The organism is Halalkalibacter sp. HAAS-P013, assembly GCF_056619925.1.
Window position 1 is genome coordinate 64,662 of the sequence record NZ_JBWQTU010000005.1, and the last position, 25,511, is coordinate 90,172.

At 37.7% G+C, this 25,511-nt stretch carries 22 protein-coding genes and 1 other annotated feature; of the genes, 13 read left to right on the forward strand and 9 right to left on the reverse strand.

Going from position 1 to position 25,511, the window contains the following annotated elements; translation table 11 throughout:
* Nucleotides 1-59 precede the first annotated feature (59 nt).
* Together AC1FXP_RS08655 and murC are read left to right on the forward strand one after the other, a co-directional pair.
* Nucleotides 60-1,157: a nicotinate phosphoribosyltransferase gene (locus AC1FXP_RS08655; protein WP_480060384.1), complete on the forward strand. Its 1,098-nt coding sequence runs from the start codon at nt 60-62 to the stop codon at nt 1,155-1,157.
* A 363-nt stretch (nt 1,158-1,520) separates the two neighbouring features.
* Nucleotides 1,521-2,822, forward strand: coding sequence for a UDP-N-acetylmuramate--L-alanine ligase (gene murC / locus AC1FXP_RS08660; protein WP_480060386.1), 1,302 nt, complete (start codon nt 1,521-1,523; stop codon nt 2,820-2,822).
* A 43-nt stretch (nt 2,823-2,865) separates the two neighbouring features.
* Here murC and AC1FXP_RS08665 read toward each other — a convergent pair whose 3' ends face one another.
* The gene (locus AC1FXP_RS08665) at nt 2,866-3,981 is read right to left on the reverse strand and encodes an aminopeptidase (protein ID WP_480060388.1); all 1,116 of its coding nucleotides are present in this window, start codon (nt 3,979-3,981) and stop codon (nt 2,866-2,868) included.
* Between the two features lie 185 nt (nt 3,982-4,166).
* Here AC1FXP_RS08665 and AC1FXP_RS08670 point away from each other — a divergent pair, with 185 nt between their 5' ends.
* The 7 genes from AC1FXP_RS08670 to AC1FXP_RS08700 all read left to right on the forward strand — a co-directional run bounded on the left by AC1FXP_RS08670 (nt 4,167) and on the right by AC1FXP_RS08700 (nt 10,296).
* The gene (locus AC1FXP_RS08670; protein WP_480060390.1) at nt 4,167-4,616 is read left to right on the forward strand and encodes a DUF948 domain-containing protein; all 450 of its coding nucleotides are present in this window, start codon (nt 4,167-4,169) and stop codon (nt 4,614-4,616) included.
* Nucleotides 4,606-5,076: a YtxH domain-containing protein gene (locus tag AC1FXP_RS08675; protein ID WP_480060392.1), complete on the forward strand. Its 471-nt coding sequence runs from the start codon at nt 4,606-4,608 to the stop codon at nt 5,074-5,076. Before AC1FXP_RS08670 ends, AC1FXP_RS08675 begins: the two co-directional genes overlap by 11 nt.
* A 239-nt stretch (nt 5,077-5,315) precedes the next feature.
* On the forward strand, nt 5,316-6,392 hold the full coding sequence (locus tag AC1FXP_RS08680) for a bifunctional 3-deoxy-7-phosphoheptulonate synthase/chorismate mutase (RefSeq protein ID WP_480060394.1): 1,077 nt from the start codon (nt 5,316-5,318) through the stop codon (nt 6,390-6,392).
* Nucleotides 6,393-6,748: 356 nt separating this feature from the next.
* Entirely contained in the window at nt 6,749-7,750 is a 1,002-nt protein-coding gene (gene ccpA, locus AC1FXP_RS08685; protein WP_480060396.1) for a catabolite control protein A, read from the forward strand.
* A 100-nt stretch (nt 7,751-7,850) separates the two neighbouring features.
* A complete protein-coding gene (gene motP / locus AC1FXP_RS08690) occupies nt 7,851-8,663 on the forward strand; it encodes a flagellar motor protein MotP (protein ID WP_480060398.1) in 813 nt (270 codons plus the stop codon).
* Entirely contained in the window at nt 8,650-9,420 is a 771-nt protein-coding gene (gene motS, locus AC1FXP_RS08695; protein WP_480060964.1) for a flagellar motor protein MotS, read from the forward strand. The genes motP and motS overlap by 14 nt, the downstream gene beginning before the upstream one ends.
* 171 nt (nt 9,421-9,591) lie before the next feature.
* Nucleotides 9,592-10,296 carry a 5'-methylthioadenosine/adenosylhomocysteine nucleosidase gene (locus tag AC1FXP_RS08700; RefSeq protein WP_480060400.1) on the forward strand — a complete coding sequence of 235 codons (705 nt, stop codon included), beginning with the start codon at nt 9,592-9,594 and terminating at the stop codon, nt 10,294-10,296.
* A gap of 93 nt (nt 10,297-10,389) precedes the next feature.
* Here the strand turns inward: AC1FXP_RS08700 and AC1FXP_RS08705 are convergent, their stop codons facing one another.
* The 3 genes from AC1FXP_RS08705 to AC1FXP_RS08715 are packed head-to-tail and all read right to left on the reverse strand — an operon-like array spanning nt 10,390 to nt 12,841.
* Entirely contained in the window at nt 10,390-11,553 is a 1,164-nt protein-coding gene (locus tag AC1FXP_RS08705; RefSeq protein ID WP_480060966.1) for an acetoin utilization protein AcuC, read from the reverse strand.
* The gene (locus AC1FXP_RS08710) at nt 11,553-12,194 is read right to left on the reverse strand and encodes an acetoin utilization AcuB family protein (RefSeq protein WP_480060402.1); all 642 of its coding nucleotides are present in this window, start codon (nt 12,192-12,194) and stop codon (nt 11,553-11,555) included. The genes AC1FXP_RS08705 and AC1FXP_RS08710 overlap by 1 nt, the downstream gene beginning before the upstream one ends.
* 14 nt (nt 12,195-12,208) lie before the next feature.
* Nucleotides 12,209-12,841, reverse strand: coding sequence for a GNAT family N-acetyltransferase (locus AC1FXP_RS08715; RefSeq protein WP_480060404.1), 633 nt, complete (start codon nt 12,839-12,841; stop codon nt 12,209-12,211).
* A 208-nt stretch (nt 12,842-13,049) separates the two neighbouring features.
* Here AC1FXP_RS08715 and acsA point away from each other — a divergent pair, with 208 nt between their 5' ends.
* A complete protein-coding gene (gene acsA, locus AC1FXP_RS08720; RefSeq protein ID WP_480060406.1) occupies nt 13,050-14,765 on the forward strand; it encodes an acetate--CoA ligase in 1,716 nt (571 codons plus the stop codon).
* Nucleotides 14,766-14,811: 46 nt separating this feature from the next.
* Here the strand turns inward: acsA and AC1FXP_RS08725 are convergent, their stop codons facing one another.
* Together AC1FXP_RS08725 and AC1FXP_RS08730 are read right to left on the reverse strand one after the other, a co-directional pair.
* Nucleotides 14,812-15,444, reverse strand: coding sequence for a hypothetical protein (locus AC1FXP_RS08725; RefSeq protein ID WP_480060408.1), 633 nt, complete (start codon nt 15,442-15,444; stop codon nt 14,812-14,814).
* Between the two features lie 162 nt (nt 15,445-15,606).
* Entirely contained in the window at nt 15,607-18,420 is a 2,814-nt protein-coding gene (locus AC1FXP_RS08730) for a transglycosylase domain-containing protein (protein ID WP_480060410.1), read from the reverse strand.
* Nucleotides 18,421-18,565: 145 nt separating this feature from the next.
* Nucleotides 18,566-18,799 (forward strand) — a binding site (T-box leader).
* Nucleotides 18,800-18,850: 51 nt separating this feature from the next.
* On the opposite strand from AC1FXP_RS08730, the gene tyrS reads away from it, so the two are divergent.
* Nucleotides 18,851-20,092, forward strand: coding sequence for a tyrosine--tRNA ligase (tyrS, locus tag AC1FXP_RS08735; protein WP_480060412.1), 1,242 nt, complete (start codon nt 18,851-18,853; stop codon nt 20,090-20,092).
* 277 nt (nt 20,093-20,369) lie between these two features.
* On the opposite strand, the gene rpsD is transcribed toward tyrS, so the two are convergent.
* A complete protein-coding gene (gene rpsD, locus AC1FXP_RS08740) occupies nt 20,370-20,972 on the reverse strand; it encodes a 30S ribosomal protein S4 (RefSeq protein ID WP_480060414.1) in 603 nt (200 codons plus the stop codon).
* A gap of 329 nt (nt 20,973-21,301) precedes the next feature.
* The gene (locus tag AC1FXP_RS08745; protein ID WP_480060416.1) at nt 21,302-21,787 is read right to left on the reverse strand and encodes a GAF domain-containing protein; all 486 of its coding nucleotides are present in this window, start codon (nt 21,785-21,787) and stop codon (nt 21,302-21,304) included.
* Nucleotides 21,788-22,015: 228 nt separating this feature from the next.
* Here AC1FXP_RS08745 and refZ point away from each other — a divergent pair, with 228 nt between their 5' ends.
* Nucleotides 22,016-22,669, forward strand: a complete 654-nt coding sequence (refZ, locus tag AC1FXP_RS08750; protein WP_480060418.1) for a forespore capture DNA-binding protein RefZ — start codon at nt 22,016-22,018, stop codon at nt 22,667-22,669.
* A gap of 6 nt (nt 22,670-22,675) precedes the next feature.
* Here refZ and hisJ read toward each other — a convergent pair whose 3' ends face one another.
* Nucleotides 22,676-23,488, reverse strand: coding sequence for a histidinol-phosphatase HisJ (hisJ, locus tag AC1FXP_RS08755; RefSeq protein WP_480060420.1), 813 nt, complete (start codon nt 23,486-23,488; stop codon nt 22,676-22,678).
* A gap of 242 nt (nt 23,489-23,730) precedes the next feature.
* Between hisJ and ezrA the strand changes: the two genes are divergently transcribed.
* The gene (ezrA, locus tag AC1FXP_RS08760) at nt 23,731-25,422 is read left to right on the forward strand and encodes a septation ring formation regulator EzrA (RefSeq protein ID WP_480060422.1); all 1,692 of its coding nucleotides are present in this window, start codon (nt 23,731-23,733) and stop codon (nt 25,420-25,422) included.
* Nucleotides 25,423-25,511 lie beyond the last annotated feature (89 nt).

The following is a 25,511-nucleotide window of genomic DNA, read 5'->3' on the forward strand; positions in this document are numbered from 1 at the left end:
TAAGATAAAAACGTTACCTATTCTACTGCTGAATGGTCTATTACAAGGAGTTTAGATGGATGAAAGAGATTACACGGAAATTGAATGGAGAAATAAAACGTTTAACAAACGAAACTTTCAAATTTGATGAACGTGTTCAAGAGGGCTGGTTCTCTGCCGTTTATTTTTTGAAAACAAGAGAGATTGTTGAAAAATATCGTCCAAATAACATTGTCACAATGCAATTTTTTCAAAAGGAACATGCGGTTTTATGTGGGACAGATGAAGTCATTGCATTAATAAAAACATTTGCCCAAAACGCAAGTGAGCTTGAAATTAGGTCTTTAGAAGATGGGGATAAAATTAAACCATTCGAAACAGTATTAACAATTACTGGGAAATATGAAGATTTTGGCTATTTAGAGGGGATTATCGATGGGATTTTTGCGAGGCGCACATCTGTAGCTACAAATGTCTATAATGTAGCTAAGGCTGCTAGACAATCTGGAATTCAAAAACCTATTATTTTCATGGGCGATCGTGATGATCATTTTACACAGCAATCTGGAGATGGCTATGCAGCCTTTATTGGAGGATCAAAAGCACAAGCGACACATGCAATGAACGAATGGTGGGGGAAAAAAGGAATGGGAACGATGCCTCACGCCTTAATCCAGCTGTTTCAAGGAGATGTTGTTGCTGCAACTCGTGCGTACAAAGAAACGTATCCAGAAGATGATTTGATGGCCCTTGTTGATTACAATAATGATGTTATTACGGATTCCTTAAAAGTGGCACGTGAATTCGGCACGGAGCTTAAAGGAGTAAGAGTTGATACATCGAGAACGATGGTTGATCAGTATTTTTGCCGGAAGCCAGAAGTCATGGGGGCTTTTGACCCGCGTGGTGCAAATCCGACTTTAATCTTTGCTTTAAGAGAAGCGTTAGATAAGGAAGGATTTGAGCATATTAAAATTATTGCTACTGGTGGCTTTACTGCTACAAGAATAAGAGAATATGAAGAAGCAGGCGTTCCAGTTGACATTTATGGTGTTGGAGGAAGCTTATTGAAGCTTAACATTGGTTTTACTGGAGACAATGTTCTGTTGAATGGTGAGCATCAAGCTAAGGCTGGTCGACGATACCGTGATAACCCAAGACTACAAATAGTAGAGTAAATTAAGGAAGTAACAATGGATCCGTGCGTTTTGCCTTACAATTCTAATTTCTATAATTATAGTTGTAAGGCGTAAGATATACTCACAATATCGGTTCCTTTTAAAGCGTAGAGGCTACAGAAAAGGAAAAAGTGAACCTTTTTCTGTAGCCTCTACTTAAGAGGGTCTTTTCTTCGTGTTATATCATATACTATGGGGTGAATACAGAAGAATGGCTCAAATTGGTGATAGCGTCGTTTTCTGATATAATGGGTCAATGCAAATGTATAAAAGGGTTGCTTCAATAAGAGAGAACATTTTTAACAAATGCAGTAATGACACCATTGGACGCAAGAAAACCATGTGAATTTTGGAGGTCCAAATATGACAAATTTCCACTTTATTGGTATAAAAGGTTCTGGTATGAGCGCACTCGCTCAAGTTTTACATGATATGAAAAAACAAGTTCAAGGGTCGGATGTTGAGAAACAGTTTTTTACACAGCGCCCTCTTGAACAAAAAGGAATTAATTTATTGCCTTTTGAACGTAACAATATTAAAAGTGATCAACAAGTGATTGTATCGGCAGCTTATGGTGATGATCATGAAGAAGTACAAAGAGCTCATGAATTAGGTATTGAAGTGAAAAAATACCCAATCTTCTTAGGCGAATTCATTCAAAACTTTACAAGTATTGCGGTAACGGGAGCCCATGGAAAGACATCAACAACGGGGTTGTTAGCTCACGTCTTAGGCTCAGCTTTTCCTACTTCTTATTTAATTGGTGATGGTACAGGAAAAGGAGAAGAGGATTCCACGTATTTTGCATTTGAGGCTTGTGAATATCGTCGTCACTTCTTGAACTATAAACCTGACTATTGTATTATGACAAACATTGATTTCGATCATCCAGATTACTTTAAAGATGTTCAAGATGTCTTTTCTGCATTTCAAGAAATGGCCATGCAAGTGAAGAAAGCGATTGTAGCATGTGGTGATGATGAACATTTACAGGGAATTCATGCCAATGTTCCTGTTGTATATTATGGTTTCGGAGAACATAACGACTTCCAAGCTAGAAATGTAGAGACAACAAATGAAGGTACACAATTTGATGTGTACGTTCGTAATAGCCTATATGGAACATTTATTATTCCAGGCTACGGAAAGCATAACGTCTTAAACGCCTTAGCCGTCATTGCGCTTTGTCATTATGAAAATGTACCGGCAGATGTGGTTGCAACGCACTTAAAGACATTCAAAGGTGTTAAACGCCGCTTTACGGAAAAAGTGATCGATAAACAAGTGTTAATTGATGACTACGCTCATCACCCAACTGAAATTGCAGCGACCATTGAAGCGACGAAACAAAAATACCCAGATTACAATGTCGTAGCTATTTTTCAGCCACACACATTTACAAGAACGAAAACATTTATTAACGAATTTGCTGAGTCCTTAAAACAGGCAGACGTTGTTTATTTGTGTGATATTTTTGGTTCAGCAAGAGAGCAAGCTGGGTCCTTAACGATTGGTGATTTAAAGGATCTAATTCCAAATGCACACTTAATAACGGAAGAATCGATCGATGTGCTAAAAAAGCACGAAAATGGTGTTCTTCTTTTTATGGGGGCTGGCGATATTCAAAAGTTTCAACAAGCTTATGAAAAAGCAATTTCCCATTAAGAACAGGGTGACTCAAACGTTGTGAGTCACCCTTTTTGTTTTTTTATTTTAAGTTCTCTGGGTTTAGAGCTTCTAGTTCTGGTACTACAAAACGACCATCTTTGCGAATGAGAACGTCGTCAAAATAGATTTCACCACCACCGTATTCTGGACGTTGAATCATCACGATGTCCCAATGAATGCTAGATGAGTTACCGTTTGAAGCTTCTTCATAACATTGTCCTGGTGTGAAATGAAAGCTTCCATCAATTTTTTCATCAAAAAGAATGTCTTTCATCGGATGTTGAATGTATGGGTTTACACCTATCGCGAATTCCCCAATAAATCTAGCTCCCTCATCAGTATTTAATATTTTATTAATTCTCTCAGAATCGTTTGCTGAAGCTTCAACAATCTTTCCATTTTCAAATGTAAATGAAATATTTTCAAACGTGAAACCTTGATATGGAGAAGGTGTATTGTATGTAATCGTTCCGTTAATTGAATCGCGAATAGGAGCTGTGTAAACTTCACCATCTGGTATATTGCGTTTTCCAGCACATTTGATAGACGGGATATCTTTTACTGAAAAAGTTAAGTCAGTACCTGGACCTTTCAGTTGTACTTTGTTCGTGCGGTCTAATAAGGCAACTAATGAATTCATCGCTTCATCCATTTTGCTATAGTCTAAATTACAAACATTAAAATAAAAATCTTCAAATGCTTCTGTACTTGTGTTAGCTAACTGTGCCATAGACGAGCTTGGATATCTTAAAACAACCCACTTTGTTTTAGGAACACGAATTTCTCTGTGAACCTTTGTACCAACTGTTCTGCCGTGTAAAGCCATTTTATCATTTGGAACATCGGAGAGTTCTGAAATATTGTCACCTGCACGCAGGCCAATGTATGCATCCATCTCGCTCATAACTTGAGCTTCAAAGGTAGCCATCAGTTCAAGTTGTTCTTCTTGTGCGCCTATTAGCAAAGAACGATCCACTTGATGATCCTTTAATAAGACAAATGGAAATCCGCCAGCAAGATAGGCTTCTTGTACAAGTGCAGTAACTAGCTCGCGTTGAAGACCGAAATTTTCTATTAAAACTTTTTCCCCTTTTTTTAACTCAACCGAATAGGTAATTAAATTTTTGGCTAATGTTTGAATTCTTGGATCTCTCATTCAAATTCCTCCTTAAATGTTCTGTCTTATTGTATACGATAAGAGGAAAACATAACAGTAATTGCGAAAAGATGCAGGAGATTCTGAGACAATCGCGAATTATTATTATATTGAGAGGTTTAATATCGCGTGAGATTGGGTATTACGAATTATAGATCGGAAAGTCAAGGAGGTGAAGATCTATAATGGAAAGTTTATTGTACATAAGTGCGTTAGTAGCTGCAATCGCCTTTGCAGTACTAGTCTTATATTTGGTTCGAACATTGAAATCAGCAAATCGAACACTTGATCATGTTGCGAATACAATGGCTGGATTAGAAAAACAAGTAACAGGAATCACAAAAGAGACTGAGGAATTGTTACATCGTACGAATCGCTTAGCTGATGATCTTCAAGAGAAATCGGAATCATTGAATACAGTATTTGCATCAGTAAAGGATCTTGGCGATTCGGTTGGGCAAGTCAATAAGTCCATCAGACATGTTTCTGATACAGTCTCAACTCAAGTTGTTAAACAATCGGATCAAATTGCAAAAGCCGTTCAATGGGGCAATGTCGCAATTGATTTATATTCAAAATTTAAACAAAAAAAAGAACAGAGTGAATTAAAGGAGGAGAAAGGTTATGAGCGATAAGAATAGCATGAACACAAAGGATTTTTTAATTGGATCATTAATTGGTGGGATTGTAGGTGCTTCAGCAGCCTTATTTTTGGCACCTAAATCGGGGAAAGAACTCCGTAGTGATATTAACGAACAGGCACAAATTGCACGTGATAAAACGACTCAATTAACATCGACTGCATATGATAAAGGAAACGAGTGGGCTACTTATGCAAAGGAAAAATCGTCCAACATTGCTAAAGTCGTAACCGATCAATCAGCACAAGTTGTTGACAAGGTGAAGGAGGCAACATCAAATTTAAAAACTGAGGTTGAAGAAACGGCAAACTCAGCTGAAGAAGTTGTAGGAGACCTAGCTGGAGAAGTTCAAAATTCTGGTGAAGAAATTGCTGAGACAGTCAAACAAGAAGTGAATGACATTCAATCAAAGATAGAAGAAGAAGCGGCGGCAGCACAATCACAATCGAAATAATCTTGTAATAACAAAACCTCTCATCCTTAAGGAATGGGGGGTTTCTTATTTTTGTTGGAAAGACCTTTACGCAATATATAAGATAATTAATAAGAAAAAATACAAACTAAAAACATACTTTAATACATAAAAGCTTAAAAGCTTAAAAGCGCTAAAGAAAAAAGTCGTGACATTCACTGAATTTTCATATATAATAAATTTAAATACAAAAGAAGCATTGTAAAAGGGAGTGGAGAATAGTGAGTAATGACCAATTAGATGTGTTGAGAACTGAGTTAGACGAGGTGAACCTAAAGCTTCTTGAAACAATCAATGAGCGAGCTCGTCTTGTTCAAGAAATTGGAAAAGTAAAAAGTACACAAGGTGTAAATCGATTTGATCCGGTAAGAGAGCGTAGCATGCTTGACCATATTGCCGCAAATAATAAAGGTCCATTTGAGACATCTACATTACAACATTTGTTTAAACAAATTTTCAAAGCAAGTCTTGAACTGCAAGAGGAAGATAACAGTAAGGCATTGCTAGTTTCACGTAAAAAGCACCCTGAAAATACCGTTGTCGATCTTAAGGGTGTTATGATGGGGGATGGACAGCAGCGTCTTGTTATGGGGCCATGTGCAGTTGAGAGCTACGAGCAAGTATTAACCGTTGCGAAAGCTCTTAAAGAACGAGGAATTAAGTTGTTACGTGGGGGAGCGTTTAAACCTCGTACGTCTCCTTACGATTTCCAAGGTTTAGGATTAGAGGGGCTGAAAATCTTAAAGCAAGTTGCTGATGAACTCGACATGGTAGTTATTAGTGAAATCGTAAATCCATCTGATATTGAAACAGCTGTAGATTACCTAGATGTAATTCAAATTGGTGCTCGTAACATGCAAAACTTTGAGTTATTAAAAGCTGCTGGTGCGGTTGATAAGCCTGTATTATTAAAACGTGGACTATCTGCAACAATACAAGAATTTATCCATGCTGCAGAATACATCGTAGCAAAAGGGAACAGCAATTTAATGTTATGTGAGCGTGGGATTCGCACATACGAGACAGCTACTAGAAATACGTTAGACATCTCAGCGGTTCCAATCTTAAAACAAGAAACTCACTTGCCAGTGTTAGTTGATGTGACACATTCTACAGGCCGTCGTGATCTTTTACTCCCTACAGCTAAAGCAGCATTAGCTATCGGTGCAGATGCAATCATGGCAGAGGTTCATCCAGATCCTGCAGTAGCTTTATCTGATTCAGCACAACAAATGGATATTCCTCAATTCAATAAATTTATTGATGATTTGAAAGCTTCGGGATTATATAAGGGGTAATACTTAGAGACTGTAAAAGTGCGGAACAGAGGTAGCAATGACTCCGTTTCGCTACGCGCCTTGAGAGGAGAAAAACACTCCTCTCAAGGCTTTTTAAAGATGTAGCTACTCCGCTGATTGCTTCGGGGATGTCCTAAAAGGTCAAAGCAGACCTTTTAGGACATCCCCTCTCTTTTTGTCAATAAGAAGCGAAAATTGGAGAATGAACGCAGTTTTTTTTGAAAATACTATGAAAAATATTTGAAGGTTGTCGATATAAATAGTGTAGAACATTGCGGACCTCTTCATAGTATCGTATGATATCTATACAATCATGAAAACGAAAAGATTATTTTCAAAAATTAAGGAGGATCCTAGTGAATACAACAATCTATGATGTAGCAAGAGAAGCAGGTGTTTCGATGGCGACCGTTTCACGTGTCGTAAACGGAAATCCTAATGTAAAACCAGCAACAAGAAAGAAAGTGTTAGAAGCAATTGAGAGACTTGGTTATCGCCCGAATGCTGTGGCAAGAGGACTCGCTAGTAAGAAAACGACAACTGTTGGAGTGATTATACCTGATATTTCAAGTATTTTCTTTGCTGAGCTAGCACGAGGTATCGAGGATATTGCCACAATGTATAAGTACAATATTATCCTTTGTAACTCGGATCAAAACCAAGAGAAGGAAATCCATTTAATTAATACATTACTTGAGAAACAAGTAGACGGTATTGTGTTTATGGGTGGTCACATTACTGAAGAGCATGTTGAACAATTTAAGCGTTCACCAGTTCCTGTTGTTTTAGCGGCTACACTTGATGCCAATAGTGAAATTGCATCAGTAAACATTGACTATAGACAAGCTGTATATGATGCCATTTCGAATTTAATAGAAAAGGGTCATACTCGTATTGGAATGCTTTCAGGTACGCTTGATGATCCGGTTAATGGGTATCAGAAGTTCTTAGGGTATCGCGAAGCAATTGAAGGAGCGGGACTTTCTTTTGATGAGGAATTAGTTGTCATCGGAGATTACACATATGATTCAGGTATAGAAGCAATGAATTCATTTTTGGAGCTAGAAAACAAACCTTCTGTCATCTTTGCTTCTACGGATGAAATGGCATTAGGTGTAATTCATGGTGCCCAAGACCAAGGGTTATCAATTCCGGATGACATTGAAGTGTTAGGATTTGATAATACGCGTCTCGCTACGATGGTTCGCCCAACGTTGTCTACAGTTGTCCAACCAATGTATGATATTGGTGCCGTTTCGATGCGTTTATTAACTAAACTCATGAACAAAGAAGAAGTAACAGATCATGTTGTTGTGCTCCCGCACCGAATTGAATTTAGACAATCAACGAAATCATAAGGGTAGCTAAATTTGATTCTGGCAAACGAACTACGTTGGGATAATTGAAACGTAGAAGGACGTACTCAGAACGGAATGAAGCGCCCACTGGGAGAGGATTATGAAAAAATTTGATATTATGACGCCAATAGGAATCTTGCTAGGTGTGATTGTTATTCTATTGGCTGTCTTCTCAAACTCTGGACCATCTGGTTTTATTTTCTTTATTCAGATCGCTTCAGTTCTTATCGTAATTGGAGGACTTGTATCAGCAATTATAATTACGTTTTCTTTGGCAGAATTAAAATTGGTTCCCAAAGTATTAGGGGAAGCATTTCGTACAGAAAATCACGATTTAGAGAATTTAATTGATACTTTTGTAGACCTCTCAACAAAGGCGAGACGTGAAGGGTTATTAGCTTTAGAAGCAGGTTTAGATGAGGTGGAGGACCCTTTTATTAAGAAAGGTGTTCTACTTGCTGTAGATGGAATTGAACCGGATGTCATTAAGGATATTATGATGGCAGAAGTAGTTGCAATGGAAGAACGTCATCGTAAAGGACGGGCTATTATCGAAAAAGCAGGAGAGTATGCACCAGCTTGGGGGATGATAGGAACGTTAGTTGGTCTTGTTCTTATGCTACAAAATTTAAATGACCCTGCTACACTTGGTCCAAATATGGCTGTAGCCTTATTAACAACTCTTTATGGAACGGTTCTAGCTAATCTAGTCTTTTTGCCAATGGCTACGAAACTAGGTAATAAAACGGATGAAGAAGTATTTATTAAACAAATCATTATTGAGGGTGTTATTGGTGTTCAATCTGGACAAAACCCGAAAGTCCTTCAAGAAAAATTAAGTGCTTTTTCAGTTGTAAATAATAAAGCAAAAAATGAAGAAGGCGTTCTAGGTGAAGAAAATGTTGCCTCGTAAGCGCCAGCGCCAAGAAGAAAAAGGCGCACCAAAGTGGATGGTGACATTTTCAGATCTTATGACCCTCATTTTAGTCTTTTTTATCCTGCTGTTTTCCATGTCAGTTGTTGACGCTCAGAAGTTTAGAGCAATTGCTGATTCATTTAATCAAAGACAAATTTTTGAGTATATGCCATCAGCTATTGAATTTGAAAATCCTAGTCAAGAGCGGGGAGAAGAGAGAAAAGATCCCTTTGCTGAAGGGGAGTTGGGTAGGGAGACAGCCCCTTTGAATGAAACAAATGTAGCGATGGATGAGCTTTTAAAAGAAGTTAATGACTTTCTAGAACAGAATGAGCTGAAAGAATTGATATCAGCAACGCGAGATGACCGTGGAGTTGTTCTCGTGTTACAAGAACGAACGTTATTTGAAACAGCTGAAGCAGAATTACTTCCTGAAGCAGAACCATTCTTAAGTAAAGTTGGTACATTACTAAAAGCAATTCCAAATAGTGTAAAGGTGGAAGGACATACAGATAGTAGGCCCATTTCGACTTATCGTTATCCGTCTAATTGGGAACTTTCTGGTGCAAGAGCAAGTAGTGTAATTCGTTTTCTAATAGATACACATAACCTTGAGGCTAAGCGTTTTATTGCAACAGGATACGGCGATACAAGACCAGTTGTACCAAATACGACTGTTGAAAACTTACAGTTAAATCGTCGAGTAGTCATTGTCATCTCAGATCCTTCTCATGAAGACGCTAACTCATATTAAGGTGACTAAACCCTGTAATCACTATTATCACGATAGAAGTTTAGAACTTGACGCTTCTTTACGGCATATTGTGTTTGCCGATTACAGTAGAGATACACATAAAGGCGAAATCTGTCTTTTTCAGTACCTCTACATTAGTCACTTTTTTTATGTTCCTATAGGAGGGTAAAAATGAAAATTGGAATTATTGGTGCAATGAATGAAGAAATTGAAAGAATGAAATCAGAAATGAACGTCATAAGTACTCATACTATCGCTACTGTGACTTTTTATGAAGGTACGATGCATGAGCAAGATATCATTCTATGTAAGAGTGGAGTAGGTAAGGTAAATGCAGCTCTTACAACTCAAATTCTTATTGATAAGTTTGCTATTTCTCACCTTCTTTTTACTGGTGTTGCAGGTGCTGTGGACGAATCGTTAAATGTAGGAGATTTAGTTATATCTACAAGTGCAATGCAGCATGACCTTGATGTAACTGCATTAGGTTTTAAAAAAGGTCAAATTCCGTATTTTGACGGGTCATCTGATTTCCAGGCTGATGAAGAACTTGGAAGAATAGCAGTTCGTGCAGCAGAGACATTGACGAAACGCCATGTTGTTCAAGGAAGAATTGTTAGTGGAGATCAATTTATCGCAGATAAAGATTATGTAAAAAGCTTACGTGAGCAATTTACTGCAGCCTGTGTTGAAATGGAAGGAGCCTCAGTAGCTCAAGTTGCGGTGATGAATGAGGTTCCTTTTGTCATTATTCGTTCGATGTCAGACAAAGCAAATGGAGAAGCTTCTATTAATTTTCAAGAATTTACAGAGCTAGCGAGTGAACAATCGCATCTTCTTGTGTCAAATATTGTGGAGATGTTAACAAGATATTAAGAAGTTTAAAAAAGAAACATATGAGGGTACTGAGAAAGGTGATTTTCCCTTTTTCAGTACCCTCTCTCGTTTTTTTTTGATGCTACAAAAAGATCATCGTTTCATCTCATTCCTTATGTGAAACAAGGCTTTTTCTAATGTTTTATTATTTTTATCTGTGATCTCTGGTTTGCGAGGGATATTCGGTACGATGTTGCCATCCTCCCATAATGTAGGTAATGGATCTTCTGATTGATCAGACCATTTTTGAATCCACGATGGTGGGATTTCATGATCAAGATGATTCAATTGATTAGTCATGGTAAGCCATATTAAGGCCCAAGCTCGTGGCACAACTCTCCAGATATCATAACCTCCGCCACCTACTGCAATCCACCTACCATCACAATATTCATGAGCTAACTCATGAGCTAACTTAGGTATATATTTATACGTTTCGATCGTTGAACAGAGGTGTGTTAACGGATCATAGTGATGAGCATCTGCACCATTTTGAGTAAGGATTACATCAGGTTTAAAAAACTCGACAATTTCACGAAAAGCAGTATCATAAACTTTTAAAAAAGACTCGTCCTCCGTGAAAGCATCAACGGGAACATTGATCGAGAAGCCATAGCCTTTCCCAGATCCTTTTTCATGTACCTGGCCCGTGCCAGGAAAGAGGTATCGACCTGTTTCATGAATACTGAGTGTACAAACATCAGGATCATCATAGAACGACCATTGTACTCCATCTCCATGGTGGGCATCTGTATCAATATATAATACACGTGCATCATATTTTCTTTTCATATATTCAATTGCGATTGAGCTATCATTATAAATACAAAAGCCTGATGCTTTTCCTTTAAAACCATGATGTAATCCTCCACCAAGGTGTAGCGCATGGTTCGCATTGCCGGACATGACTTCATCTACTGCTTGCAATGTACCACCAACTAGTAAGGACGCCGCTTCATGCATATGGGGGAATATAGGAGTATCTTCGGTTCCAAGCCCATAATTTGAAGCAATAGCTTCATCCAATGTTCCTTTACTAGCAGATTTAACCGCATGAATAAATTCTTCATCATGAATAAGAGCAATTTCGTCTTCTGTAGCCATTCGAGGAGGAAGAATGAGACTTGAGTCTAGTGCATGTAAACTTGTAAGTAAATCAAATGTGAGCTGAAGGCGTAAGTGATTGAAGGGATGTTTATCATTAAAACGGTATGCAAGTTGTTCATTAGAAAAAATAAATACCGCATCCTTTTTCATCATACAATCCTCGGCTCACTTGGCCAAATTACATCATATCCTTTTTCCTCAATCACTTTAACTACTTTTCTCGGATCAATCGTTTGGACTCGGAATACAAGTATTTTGTGAGCCGGATCTTGATGAGGGTAAACTAAAACACTTGTTATATTCATATTTAACTCTTTAAAAATAGCAGCAATATCTGAAAGTTTTCCAGTTATATTCTCAACTTTCACCTCAATATGAGAACTAGGTTGATGGGCTCCCATTAACTCTACTAATGTATGAAGCATGTCAGTTTCTGTAACAATACCTACTAACTCATCATCGTCTAAAATAGGTAAGCATCCAATATGATGTTCATAAAAAAGGGTGGATACTTCTTCAACAAAATCAAGTGGATGGGCTGTAATAACATTTTGTTTCATGATTGATGAGATAGGTTTTTGAAAATCTTCAAGGTGATCAGTGAAATGAAAAATAGAAGGACTTGCATCTCGAATATCACTGTCTGAGACAATCCCTACAAGTTTCTTGCTTTCATTCACAATAGGGATGTGTCGAAATTGGTGTTGCTCAAGAAGTTGCATTGCTTCTTTTATCGTTGATGTTTCAGTAAGAGTGATAACACTACGTTTCATAATATGTTCAATAATCATTGATATACACCACCTTAGTACATAAATCGATTTTGAAAGCGAAGTTGATCAAATTGCTGAATGGAGTTTGTATCCACGCGTTTTCCAATTCGAGCCATTAAACAATTAGCTGGGTGGGAACAGATCTCAGGATCATCCGTTGCAAACCATTCTAGGCCGCCCGCATTCATCATTTTCTCCATCATTTTTCTATATTCCCAAACGTCCAAACCGCTGCCTTTTAAATCCCAATGCCAATAGTATTCAGTCGTAATAATAATATAATCTTCCATTGCATCATCTTGTACGGATAAACGTAGAAGGTTCTTTCCAATTTGGGCCCCACGATATTCCGGTGCAATTTCAATTGCGCCCAGTTCTATTAAATTAACCATATTCCCTTCAGACCAACGTTCCATAGGATCAGGGTACACAAAAGTGACGTAGCCAACAATTACATCGCCATCTCGTACGACATTAATTCGTCCTTCTGGTAAATCAGCTATACCTAACAATGCTTCTTTTTGTTGATTGGGGGGGCGAAAAGCAACAAGACCTGAATGGAAGTCATAAGACTGTATGCTCTCAGAAGAAAGAGGACCTTCTAATACAAGAGTACGGTCTTGAAACGGGGCTTCCATTGAGTAATATGTCTTTTGATGAATCATGATTATGTAACCACCTTTACAGAGCCTATTGTGTTATATTATACATGATGTCGGCAGACTAGTGTTTAATCGTCATTGTTTTGTCACGAAAACGCTTTATAAAACTTTTTTCCTAAAAAATGGCTTTTGTTAAAATTTGAAATTGATATAATATTCTGGATGTATTATACTATAAATTGAAAATACATAAAAGAGAGGAAGATGTACTATGGCTATGCAAGCGCTTCCATCTGTAAAAGGAAACCACAATTTAGAGAACTATGAAGAGACTGTACAGTCTTTCGATTGGAAGACAACAGAATCACAATTTACTTGGAGTAAAACAGGAAATGTAAATCTAGCATTCGAAGCGATTGATCGCCATGTAGAGGAAGGCAAAGCTAGCAAAGTAGCACTCTACTATAGTGATGCCAATCGTGAAGAGCAATATACATTTGCTGATATGAAAAAATATTCGAATAAAGCAGGAAATGTCTTGAAAGATGCAGGGGTTGAAAAAGGCGATCGTGTGTTTATCTTTATGCCTCGTTCACCTGAACTTTACTTTTCTGTGCTTGGTGCAATAAAAGTAGGGGCGATAGTTGGGCCTTTGTTTGAAGCATTTATGGAAGGAGCAGTACGTGATCGTTTAGAAGATAGTGAAGCGAAGGTACTGATTACAACGCCAGCTCTACTAGAGAGAGTTCCAGTAGACGATTTACCGCATCTTGAAACGGTATTTATTGTTGATGAATCACATGAAGAGAATGGGTGCTATTTAAATTTACTAACTCGCTTGAATGCTGCAAGTGAAGAATTAAATATTGAGTGGGTTGATAGAGAAGATGGGTTAATTTTACATTATACATCTGGATCAACAGGAAAGCCTAAAGGTGTCTTGCATGTGCATAATGCTATGCTTCAGCATTATCAAACAGCAAAATGGGTATTAGATTTAAAGGATGACGACGTATATTGGTGCACGGCTGACCCTGGTTGGGTAACGGGAACATCTTATGGAATTTTTGGCCCATGGCTAGTTGGTGTGTCAAATGTCATTCGTGGAGGAAGATTCAGTCCTCAGGATTGGTATGAAACTTTAGAAAGGTATAAAGTTTCTGTTTGGTATAGTGCGCCAACAGCATTTAGGATGCTAATGAGTGCGGGGGATGAGGTCGTAAAGAAATATGACCTTTCAAACCTACGCCATATGTTAAGTGTCGGTGAACCTCTTAATCCAGAAGTTGTTCGTTGGGGCAAGAAAGTGTTTGATCTTCGCATTCATGATACGTGGTGGATGACAGAAACAGGGGCACAAGTTATTTGTAACTACCCATCAATGGACGTACGTCCTGGATCAATGGGTAAACCGATTCCAGGTGTGAAAGCAGCAATCATTGATGATAAAGGAAATGAGCTACCTCCTAATCGCATGGGTAATCTTGCAATTAAAAAGGGTTGGCCATCTATGATGCGTGCTGTTTGGAAGAACGAAGAGAAATACAACAGTTACTTTGAAGTTGAAGGTTGGTACGTCTCAGGAGACTCTGCTTATATGGATGAAGATGGCTATTTCTGGTTCCAAGGACGAATTGATGATGTAATTATGACTTCAGGTGAGCGAGTAGGACCATTTGAAGTAGAGAGCAAGTTAGTCGAACATCCTGCTGTTGCAGAAGCTGGTGTAATCGGTAAACCAGATCCTGTAAGAGGGGAGGTTATTAAAGCGTTTGTTGCTTTAAGAGACGGATATGAAGTAACGGATGAGCTAAAAGAAGATATTCGTAACTTTGTAAAAAAAGGTCTTGCAGCACATGCGGCTCCTCGTGAAATTGAGTTTAGAGCAAAATTGCCGAAGACGCGTAGTGGTAAGATTATGAGACGTGTATTAAAAGCATGGGAATTAGACTTACCAACAGGGGACTTATCAACAATGGAAGATTAATCGAGAAAAGCCTACACTTATTTGGTGTAGGCTTTTTCGAATGACATTATTCATCAATAACTATAATCATATGTGGTGTTGTTTGAGCGGGTATGCTTCGTGTTGTAATTGTATAAAAAACTAGTAATGTATTACCTGATATGTCAAATTCCTCTATTGTTTCTCCCTGAGTATTAATGATAACCGTATCACTACTAATATGTAGCTTAAGTTTATCGTCTTCGCTAACTAAATTTGGACCAAAGGTATCTAGCTTTACTTGCTGCAGGTCAGACTCTTCTCCAACAACAATGATATCTGGTGTAATTGTAGGAGGATAAATCATTGGTACTGGTTTGTTGGAATTGTAATAAACTTCAACAAATTGGCCTTCGATGAGTTCGGGATTACGTTTTCCTGTATTTGCTGATACAACAAGAGTCTCATTTGCAAGAGGAAATATCATTTCTGCCTTTTCATCTTTAACGTTGAGAGATATGGAGTCATGTTCTTGTTTAACTTTTGAAATGACTCCAGCAAACGAAAGAAACTTCTTTTTAGAAACAACTTCCTTGTTGCTAGAATCAGAAAACTCCATATTTTCAGTTGATCCTGTTGCATTCGCTACTACTACTAGATAGCTAGTAAATATTCCACCAATTATGAATGAAATGGCAGCTAGTAATTTTAACTTGCTCATATTATCACTCCTTTTATAACTAATAATAGAACGGAAAAAAACTAAATAAGTTTCATTTTTCAATAAGACTATATTGAAAAAACTGTACCCCAATTCTAACAATTGGAGTACAGTTCAAAACGCTCTCAGATTCAGTTAATAAGTTATCCAGCCATTACTAGATTAATCCTCATCGTCATCGTCATCGTCATCGTCATCGTCATCTTCTTTATCTTTTTTGTCTTTATCTTCTTCCTCATCCTCATCCTCATCCTCATCCTCTTTTACTTCTGGCTTAGGTTCTGGAGAATAATTTTTCCCTTCAACTATAGAGGAAGCAGAAGATTCACGGCCGGCTGCATCGACGGCAGTAACAAAATAAGAATAGTTTTTTCCATTCACATTGAATGAGGTTGATTCATTACCTCTAACATGATTATAGAAACGGTAATCTGTACTTTCATTTTCGGCTCTGTAAATTCGATAACCGATAATATCGTTATCGGAGTGTTTAGACCATGAAAGAGTTTCGCTATTTAACTTAACTCCACTAACAGCACCTGGAGTATTTCCGTTGTCAGGAGCTTTTTTATCTGGAATTAAATTTTTCATATTATCTGGTAGATACTTAGAAATATCACCCATACCAGAAAAATCATCTGACACCATAACGCCTTCTTGTGTAAATTCAGAAGGTGTGTTTGATAGAGCTAAATAGTTTTGTCCATTTATCGTAACGTAGCGAGCATTTTCCAAGCTATCGTCCGTTTGATTTGGAACAAATCTAGCGTCAAATAAATCGGTCGTTACAAGGCCTGCTTGTTGACAAATTGATGAAGGAAGAAGACCTGTTAGACTGCATATCGAACGAGACACAATCCCGTCAGGACGTGAAAAGCGTTCACTTGGAGCCATTAACTCTTGATTTTTACTATGTGCGGCATTAGCAATATTCGCCCAAATTTGTTGAGTTCTTGGGCCGTAACGTAATCCGTTAACCGTAGTAGAGATTGGTTCTGGCCTGTCATAGCCGATCCACACGCCTAATGTTACATTTGGATTCGTACCAACGAACCAGGAATCACGCGTATTACTAGTCGTACCTGTTTTTCCAGCCCAATCTGCATTGAAGTTTAGTCTACCTGGCAATGTGCTTGCTGTTCCGCCAGGTTTTAATACGTCTCTAAGCATATCTAACGTAAGGTAAGAAGCTTGAGGACTGAACACTTCTACTTCTGAAGGCTCATGCTCATAGATAACCTCTCCAGCTGCTGTTTCAATGCGTTCAATCATATACGATTCGACGTACTTTCCACCGTTTGCAAAAGTAGCATACGCATTTGTGTTTTGTTCAACAGTTACGTTGTTATCTGTTGAACCGAGTGGAGCAGAAGGGTATGGTTCACCGCTATTAAGTTTAAATCCTAATTTTTGTAGGATATCGCGTGACTGCTCATGTGGAACCATTAAGAACGAACGAACAGCTGGAATGTTTCGTGATCTAGCAAGAGATTGTCTAACCGAAAGCAATCCTTGATGACCGTTATCAAAGTTTGATAATGGTTCGCCACCAGGATAAGTAGTAGGTGTATCAGGTACAACAATACCTGGTTGAATAGCACCGATATCCATTGCTGGAGCATATGCTAGTAATGGCTTCATTGTTGATCCATTCTGTCTGTACGCTCCTGTAGCTCGGTTAAACTCCCTTCCATAAACTTCCTCACGTCCACCTACAAAGCCTTTAATGGCTCCTGTGCGATTTTCAATTAATAGAGCACCGACTTCTTCTTGTTGACCATTTTTTTCAGGGCCAAATAGGTGATCTGTTTTCACTGCATCCTGCATCGCATTATAAATATCTTCATCAATGGTCGTATGAATATGATAACCATTATTTCGTAACTCACTTCTAGCCTGTTGTTTATATTTTGCTTCGACTTCAAGAAGTTCTTCTGTACTAAGCTCGGCAAGTTCTTGATCACTATTATTTAACAGTTGCTCAGCTAACACATCAGCTGCACGGCTTAACACTTCGTTTGTTAAATAAGGATATTTTTCAATCGGAGCAGGAGTTCTTTCAGTAAAGTCTCCGGCAATATCATAAGCAAGTGCATCCATTAACTCTTCTTCCGTAATAAAACCAGACTCATGCATTCTCGAAAGAACTGTTCTCATTCGGTTCATACTTGGATCAAGATTCTCTTTCACCTCACCACCAGGTAAAAAAGGTGTATAACCAAATGGACTTTGAGGCAAACCTGCAATATAGGCAGCCTGTGGAATCGACAGTTCACTGGCATCTACCCCGAATATTCCATTCGCTGCAGCTTGAACTCCAGCAATTTGACGGCCGGAAGAATTACGACCAAATGGAACAATATTTAGATAAGCTTCAAGAATTTCGTCTTTATCCAAAAAGTGTTCCAAACGCATGGCGAGCAAAATTTCAGTAGCTTTACGATCGAAAGATACTTCACTTGTTAAAATTTGATTTTTGATAAGTTGTTGTGTGAGCGTACTTCCACCAGTTTGTAAGGACGAGTTAGCAAATTCTTGGAATGTTGCACGCATGATCGCCTTAGGTACAATCCCTTCGTGTTCGTAGAAATACTCATCTTCAGTTGCAATGATGGCATTTTTAAGATGTGGAGATATGTCCCCTAATGCTACTTGGTAACGCTCGATGTCTGAAGGCAGTTCACCCAAATATCGATCATCAGCAAAATAGGCAACGCTCGTTTCTTCATAGTCATAAATTTGTGTTCGCATTTCATCCGCTGTTCGTAATGGTTCATCTTTTACTAATGCTGCGAAATATCCAGCTGCAGTACCACCAACGAAAAAGAGCGTCATACATCCGACAAGTAAGAATACAAGGAATAAGTTCCAAAATACTTGGTATGTAATGCCGATCTTACGGAATACCTTTAATTCATGTAATTTTTTTGGAAACCCTTTAAGTTTCTCTATAAATGATGATTCGTTATGATTCATAGCAAACCTCCCATATTTCAGTAAATATTATATCATATGGTGTCGAATGACGATATGGTAGAAATAGGATTGACAATGCAGTTTTGTTATGGTAAAAAAGAAGCATTGCTATTGGTTGTACTACACTACATAAAAAATATATATTTTAAAAGCGAAGAATGATCGAAGTAGTCCTTATCTTCCCTGTAAAAGAGAGCTAATGGTCGCTGTGAATTAGCACATAAGGTTAGGATGAATTACAGTCAGGAGCTTTCTTTGTCATAAGCAAAGAACGGTCATACCGTTAAATAAATGAAGTGGAAGAAAAAAATATACATGTAAGAAAAATGTGCATTTTTCTCTTCAACAAGGGTGGTAACGCGAAGACCTCGTCCCTTATTTAGGGGAGAGGTCTTTTTTTTATATAAAAAAATAGAATGGGGTATGGATCATGGAAAAAGAATTTACATTAACAGAACAACAGCAAGCAGAAGTAGAGCGGCAACTCGCTTATTTACAACGTGGAGTCGTTGAGATTGTTCCAGAAGCTGACTTTAGAAAGAAGATTGAAAAATCTGTAGCGACAGGGAAGCCTTTAAAAATTAAATTAGGAATGGATCCATCAGCACCAGATGTTCATATTGGTCATACGGTTCCACTTCATAAATTACGTCAGTTTCAAGAGTTAGGACATGAGATTCAAATGTTGATCGGTGATTTTACAGGAAGAATTGGTGATCCAACAGGTAAGTCAGAGACGCGTAAGCAGCTAACAGATGAAGAAGTAAAGAAAAATGCAGAGACTTATGTTGAACAATATGGAAAAATTTTAGATATGGATAAAGTAACGATTTACTACAATTCTGAATGGTTAAAACCATTGCAGTTTGAAGATGTGGTAAAGCTTGCTGCGAATATGACCGTTGCTAGAATGTTAGAGCGAGATGATTTTGAAAAACGTTACAAATCAGGTCAGCCTATTTCTGTCCATGAATTTTTCTATCCACTAATGCAAGGTTATGATTCGGTCGCATTAGATACGGATATTGAGGTTGGGGGAACCGATCAGAAATTTAATCTATTAATGGGAAGAACATTGCAAGAAGCTTATGGAAAAGAAAAGCAAGTGGCTTTGACATTGCCTTTAATTGAGGGTCTTGATGGAGAACGAAAGATGTCTAAGTCATTAAACAACTATATTGGCATCGACGAAGCGCCGAATGAAATTTTTGGTAAGTCTATGTCTATTCCTGATGAGTTAATGATAAAATATTATAAGCTAGCAACTGATTTACCGATGGAGGAGATTGAAAAGTTAGAAGCGGGTTTAGCAGATGGTAGTGTACATCCGAGAGATGCGAAAATGAATTTAGGAGCGCTCTTCGTTGAGATGTATCACGGGAAAGAAGCAGCAGAAGAGGCTAGAACTTACTTCCAAACAGTCTTCCAAAAGCGCTCTTTGCCAACAGATCTTCCTGAAACAAAATGGGAAGGCGACACATCTGTTTGGATCGTTGATCTTCTTGTAGAACTAAAGATGATGAGTTCAAAAGGTGAAGCGAGAAGAATGATTCAAAATGGCGGCGTGAAGATCAATGAAGAAAAAGTAGAAGACGTTCAACTTCAAGTAAAAATAGAAGATGGTTTAATTCTTCAGGTTGGAAAACGTAAATTCATGAAACTAACTAAATAAAACGAAAATATAGAAGAAGAGCCCTTCATCAGAAAAATGAGAGAATTAATGGATTTAAGAAGAAGCTAACGTCCTTCTTAGCTAGAATGAAGGGCAAATTACCATTAAGATAAAGTCTTTCATAAGTTCTCATTTATAACTGCAATAAAAAAGAGACGTAAATCGAAGCGATTTTTCCGTCTCTTTTTTTATATCCATAAGCCATTTTGCTCTTGTTATATATTCTTTAAGAAAAGAAAAAAAGTCAGTCCCGCAAGACTGACTTTTTCTAATAATCTTAACGTGAATAGAATTCAACGATAAGAGCTTCTGTGATTTCAGCAGGAAGTTCAGAACGTTCTGGCAGACGGCTGTAAGTTCCTTGTAAGCTATCAGCATCAAAAGTTACGTAAGCTGGAACGAAGTCGTTTCCTTCAAGAGCTTCCTTAATTACATCAAGGTTGCGTGACTTTTCACGAACACCGATTGCTTGACCAGGCTTAACGCGGTAAGATGGGATATCTACGCGGCTTCCATCAACTAAGATGTGACCGTGGTTAACTAATTGACGAGCAGCACGACGAGTACGCGCAAGACCCATACGGTAAACTAGGTTATCAAGACGAGACTCAAGAAGAATCATGAAGTTCTCACCGTGAATTCCAGTCATTTTACCAGCATCATCAAAGATGCGACGGAATTGACGCTCATTTACTCCGTACATGTGACGAAGCTTTTGCTTTTCGTGAAGTTGTAAACCATATTCAGAAAGCTTTTTGCGTTGGTTTGGACCGTGTTGCCCTGGAGCATACGGACGCTTTGCTAATTCTTTACCCGTACCGCTTAGTGAAATTCCTAAACGACGAGATAATTTCCAAGATGGACCTGTATAACGAGCCATAATTTGACTCCTCCTTGTTATTTTGATGTTGCAAAATAACAACCGGCTGGTAATCTCTAACAATGTTCATTTTGCTTTCATGCATCTTCGCTTCGACAGCTAGAAGTTACACGATGCACCTCGTCAATATGCAGCCGCATCGAGGAACAAAATGAAGGAACATTGTATGTTTACCGTGGCTGTCTTATTTCACACAAATTCTATTATATGAAGATTATATTTAAATGTCAACCTGACATTGTCTAAAAACAAGTTTCAGATCTGCAAACTTTCTAGAATGAACGTTTTGCATCTTAACATGGGGCTAATGAGACAACCTCATTTCTTATTTATAAAACGATATGTTTTTCAAGAACTGCTACAAATTCCTCTAAATAACGTTGGTCTTCTTCTGTAAACCTTGCTAGAAGAGGGCTGTCAATGTCTAAGATGGCAACTAGTGAATTGTTTTGACGTATTGGGATAACAATTTCTGAACGAGACGCTGCATCACATGCGATATGGCCAGGGAATTGATGAACATCCTGAACTAGCATCGTTTCATTTTTTTCTACAGCTGTTCCGCACACTCCTTTTCCTACTGGGATTCGTACACACGCAGGTAAACCTTGAAACGGTCCTAATACTAAGCCTTCCTTCTTCAATAAATAAAACCCTACCCAATTCACCTCGTCTAGAAATTGAGCTAGTAGTGCACTTGCATTTGCTAGATTGGCGATAAGATCTTTCTCACCAGTTAATAAAGCATCTAGCTGCTTTGAAAGCGTCATATATTGTTCTTCCAACGTACCTTTATATACTTCTTTTGCGAACATGTCCATCCTACCTTTCTTTTTATAAATTCTATTGTGACATTTTACATGAAATTATTTATAAAGGATACTCAAAAGAAAACCAAGAGGGGGACGTAGAGACGAAAATGATTGGATAAAGCAAGAATTTTGTTGAAAAGTCAATGATTTTTGTCGAGCGATTCATAGAGGAAAATGGATTACTAGCACGAAAATTTTAAGAGGAAGGATATACAAGGAGGGCTACCACTTATGAAGGAAACAAAAAAAGATAGAATAATTGATGCTGCTGTTCGACTTTTTCATACTCAAGGTTTTGATGGTACCTCGGTTCGAGATATCGCTAGTAAGGCTAACGTCAATGTTGCCCTTGTCTCCTATCATTTTGGTGGAAAAAAAGGCCTCTATGAAGAGCTGATGACTCAATTTCTTGAAGGACATCTTCAAATAATAAAAAACGAACTAGAGAAATCACTTAATTCTACAAAAGAACAGTTACTTTCACTAATAAAAGCACTTCTTCAATATCAATCTGAAAATCATTTTGTCGCTCGTATGGTTCATCGTGAAATGACTATGGATTCAGTTTTAGTGCGTGAACTTATGACGACATATTTAAGAAAAGAAAAACATGACTTAGAAGAGCTTATTCGCTCTGGTATGAGAAGGGGAGAATTTCGGAAGCAACCACTTGACTTTGCGGTTATTCATCTACGAACGATGATTATTATGCCTTTCCAATCTCCCCATTACTTAAGCGAGCTCTACCAGATTACAACAACAGAACCGTACTTTATTGAAAGATATATGAAGCATATTAGACATTGGATTGATCTTTGGCTATGCAAGAGTCAGCAAGAGTATACAACTACGACTACGTATTTACTGCCAAGGTCTATTTCATAATAAGGATTAGGGTCTCGTAAAACATGCTTTTGGATAAAGTTGGTCGATTCCTGACATTAATCCCTTCGCTTGATGTGCGTCTGATCCATATACAAGTGGGATAGCAAGATCGATGGCCTTTTTTATAATAAGTTCATTAGGGTAGGGCTCCTTACATAATGGTTTGGTATAACCCGCGCCATTATAATCGAGCTCATACCCTTTTTTCTTGATTTGATGCAGAATTAAATTAGTTTCTTCGGAGAAGTTACTGGCTACTGGGAATTTCTGAATGAATTTTCTAGCTAGTGTTATATGACCAATGCGCTTAGGTTTAAAAGGACCTAAGTCCATTTCGATTGACTTAGTAACCGATTGGTAATAAAGCTTATGAACTGATTCCGTTGATCCTAATTGTTTAATGGCATCTGAAAAAACATCAGGGCTGTAATCAATACAAAGGTAATTCTCATCAATTTTTAAAAAATGGACGGATAAAATACTGTCATCTAAAAGCGGACCAATTTCATTTAGAAAGTTCGATGTTTCTTTTTCATAACCTTCAATATAATCAATTTCTAATCCAGCATAAATAGTAAGATGTCTATTGTAATACCGTTTTAGTGCTTGAATTTCCCTAAAATAGTCTTGCAAATCTTCTGGATTCATCCCACTATCTTTTAAGGGAGTTGGATCTTGAAAAGAAGGAGGGAGAGGAGCATGCTCTGTGAAAGTAATTCCTTTGATATTTTTTTGAATTGCCAACTCACAATACTTCTCAAACGAATCTTTCGTACCATGAGGACAATAAGGACTGTGAACGTGACCATCATGTATCATTCATTTCTCTCCTTACTAATGAGAATGAAAAGTGAATTTCTCTCGTTTTGTTTTTTATTTTACATATTTGAACTTATAAAATGGATACAAACTAGCTATTTCATGGTATCATAGAAACTATCAAAATCGTAAAAATTTTAGACAAATTTGTCAAAAATAGAGGATTTTTGTTTTATTTGCAGAAACAACAAGAAGCTATATTGAAATGTAAAGACTACTGAGCAAAAGAAGGGAGTCCTCCTATGTTTTATTACTTAATATACATTGTTATAGCCATTGTTGCTATTTTTATAATTGTTAGTTCCGTTATACGAAAGCGTGTGTATAAGGAAGTAGACCGATTAGAGGAATGGAAAAATGGTATATTAAATCGAGATATTCCTGATGAAATTGGCAAAGTAAAACATTTACATATGTCAGGTCAGACAGAAGAAAAATTTGAAACATGGCGCAATGAATGGGACGAAATTGTTGGGGGGATCTTGCCAGATATTGAAGAGAAGTTATTTGATATAGAGGATCTTGCTGGAAAAAGCCGTTTTAATAAAGCCAAACAGCTGTTAGAGCTAACAGAAAAGCGTCTCGTTAGCATCGAAGAACAAATAAAGACCTTATTAGATGATGTCAGAAGCCTTGTTCAAAGTGAAGAGCAAAATAGAAGTGAAATTGATGAAGTGCGTACAGCTTATAAAGACCTTTTTTCAACGATTACGAAGAAGCGTGGATCTTTGGGTCCTGGTCTTGCGTCGTTTGATGAGAAAATGGACCAAATTAACGAACAGCTTGAAATGTTTGATCAGGCAACGGCTGATGGTAGTTACTTAAAAGCTAGAGAACACCTTGTTTCCGCTAATGAAATAGTTACTCATTTAGAAAAATTAATAGAGCAGTACCCTAAGCTCCTTGTGCAGGTTGAAACAAGAATTCCGGCTGAAATGAAAGAAATAAGAGATGGGATGGAAGAAATGGAGTCAGCTGGCTATCAGCTAGAGCCATTTTCACTACATTCAAGACTAGAGCAAATGGAACAAGAACTTGATAAAGTTAAAGAGGACTTAGTTGTTTTAAAATGTGATGGAGCCGAGGAAAGGCTTTTTGAACTCTCAAATAAAATTGAACAACTTTATGATACATTAGAGTTTGAGGTTGAATCGAAACAGTATGTTTTTGACCAACTAGAGCAATTGAAAACTCAAATAGAAGAAAGCGAACAAAAAGTCGAGGCGTTGTATAACGAGACAACAGATGTACAAAAAAGCTATTTTGTATCTAAACAACAGCTGAGTGCTCAAAAACAAATTAAAGACAATGTTCATGATTTAACGAACCAGCTATATGTTTTAACGGATTTAGCAGAGCATCAAAAGCAGACTTATACATCGATTCGAGAAATGGTAGATGTATGGCAAAATGAAATGAACAAGCTTACTGAAGAAATTGAAACAGAGAAAGAAACGTTGTTTGCTCTAAGAGAAGATGAACGAACGGCTAAGGAGACCCTACAGTCTCTTCAAGACATCATGATGGAAACGTATCGTGTTCTAAAAAAGAGTAATATTCCAGGAATGCCACAACATGCATTAGATCATTTAGAAAGTGCTGATGAAACGTTAGTTCGTGCAACTGATCAATTAACTCAAGTACCGCTTGAGTTAGGCAGGGTGACAGTGTTAGTTGAAGAAGCAGCATCGATTGTTAAAAAGAATCAAGAGATGGTCATTGAGATGGTAGAGGTCGCTGATTTAGCAGAAAAAGTCATCCAATACGGCAATCGCTATCGAAGTCGATCAGAAGATGTTGCTGCAGGCTTGTTGGAGGCTGAATTGTTGTTTAGGCAATATGAATATGAAGAGGCTTTAAACTGTGCTGTCTCGGTCATTGAGAAATATGAGCCAAATGTATTGGATGTTGTCAAAGGGTATATGCCCGTATAGTTTATAAGCTAGCTCCGACAAAAAGTGTCGGAGCTAGCTTTTTTATTCAGTCACTCTCACCTTTTTTTAAAATCGGTGCTTTTTCGTAC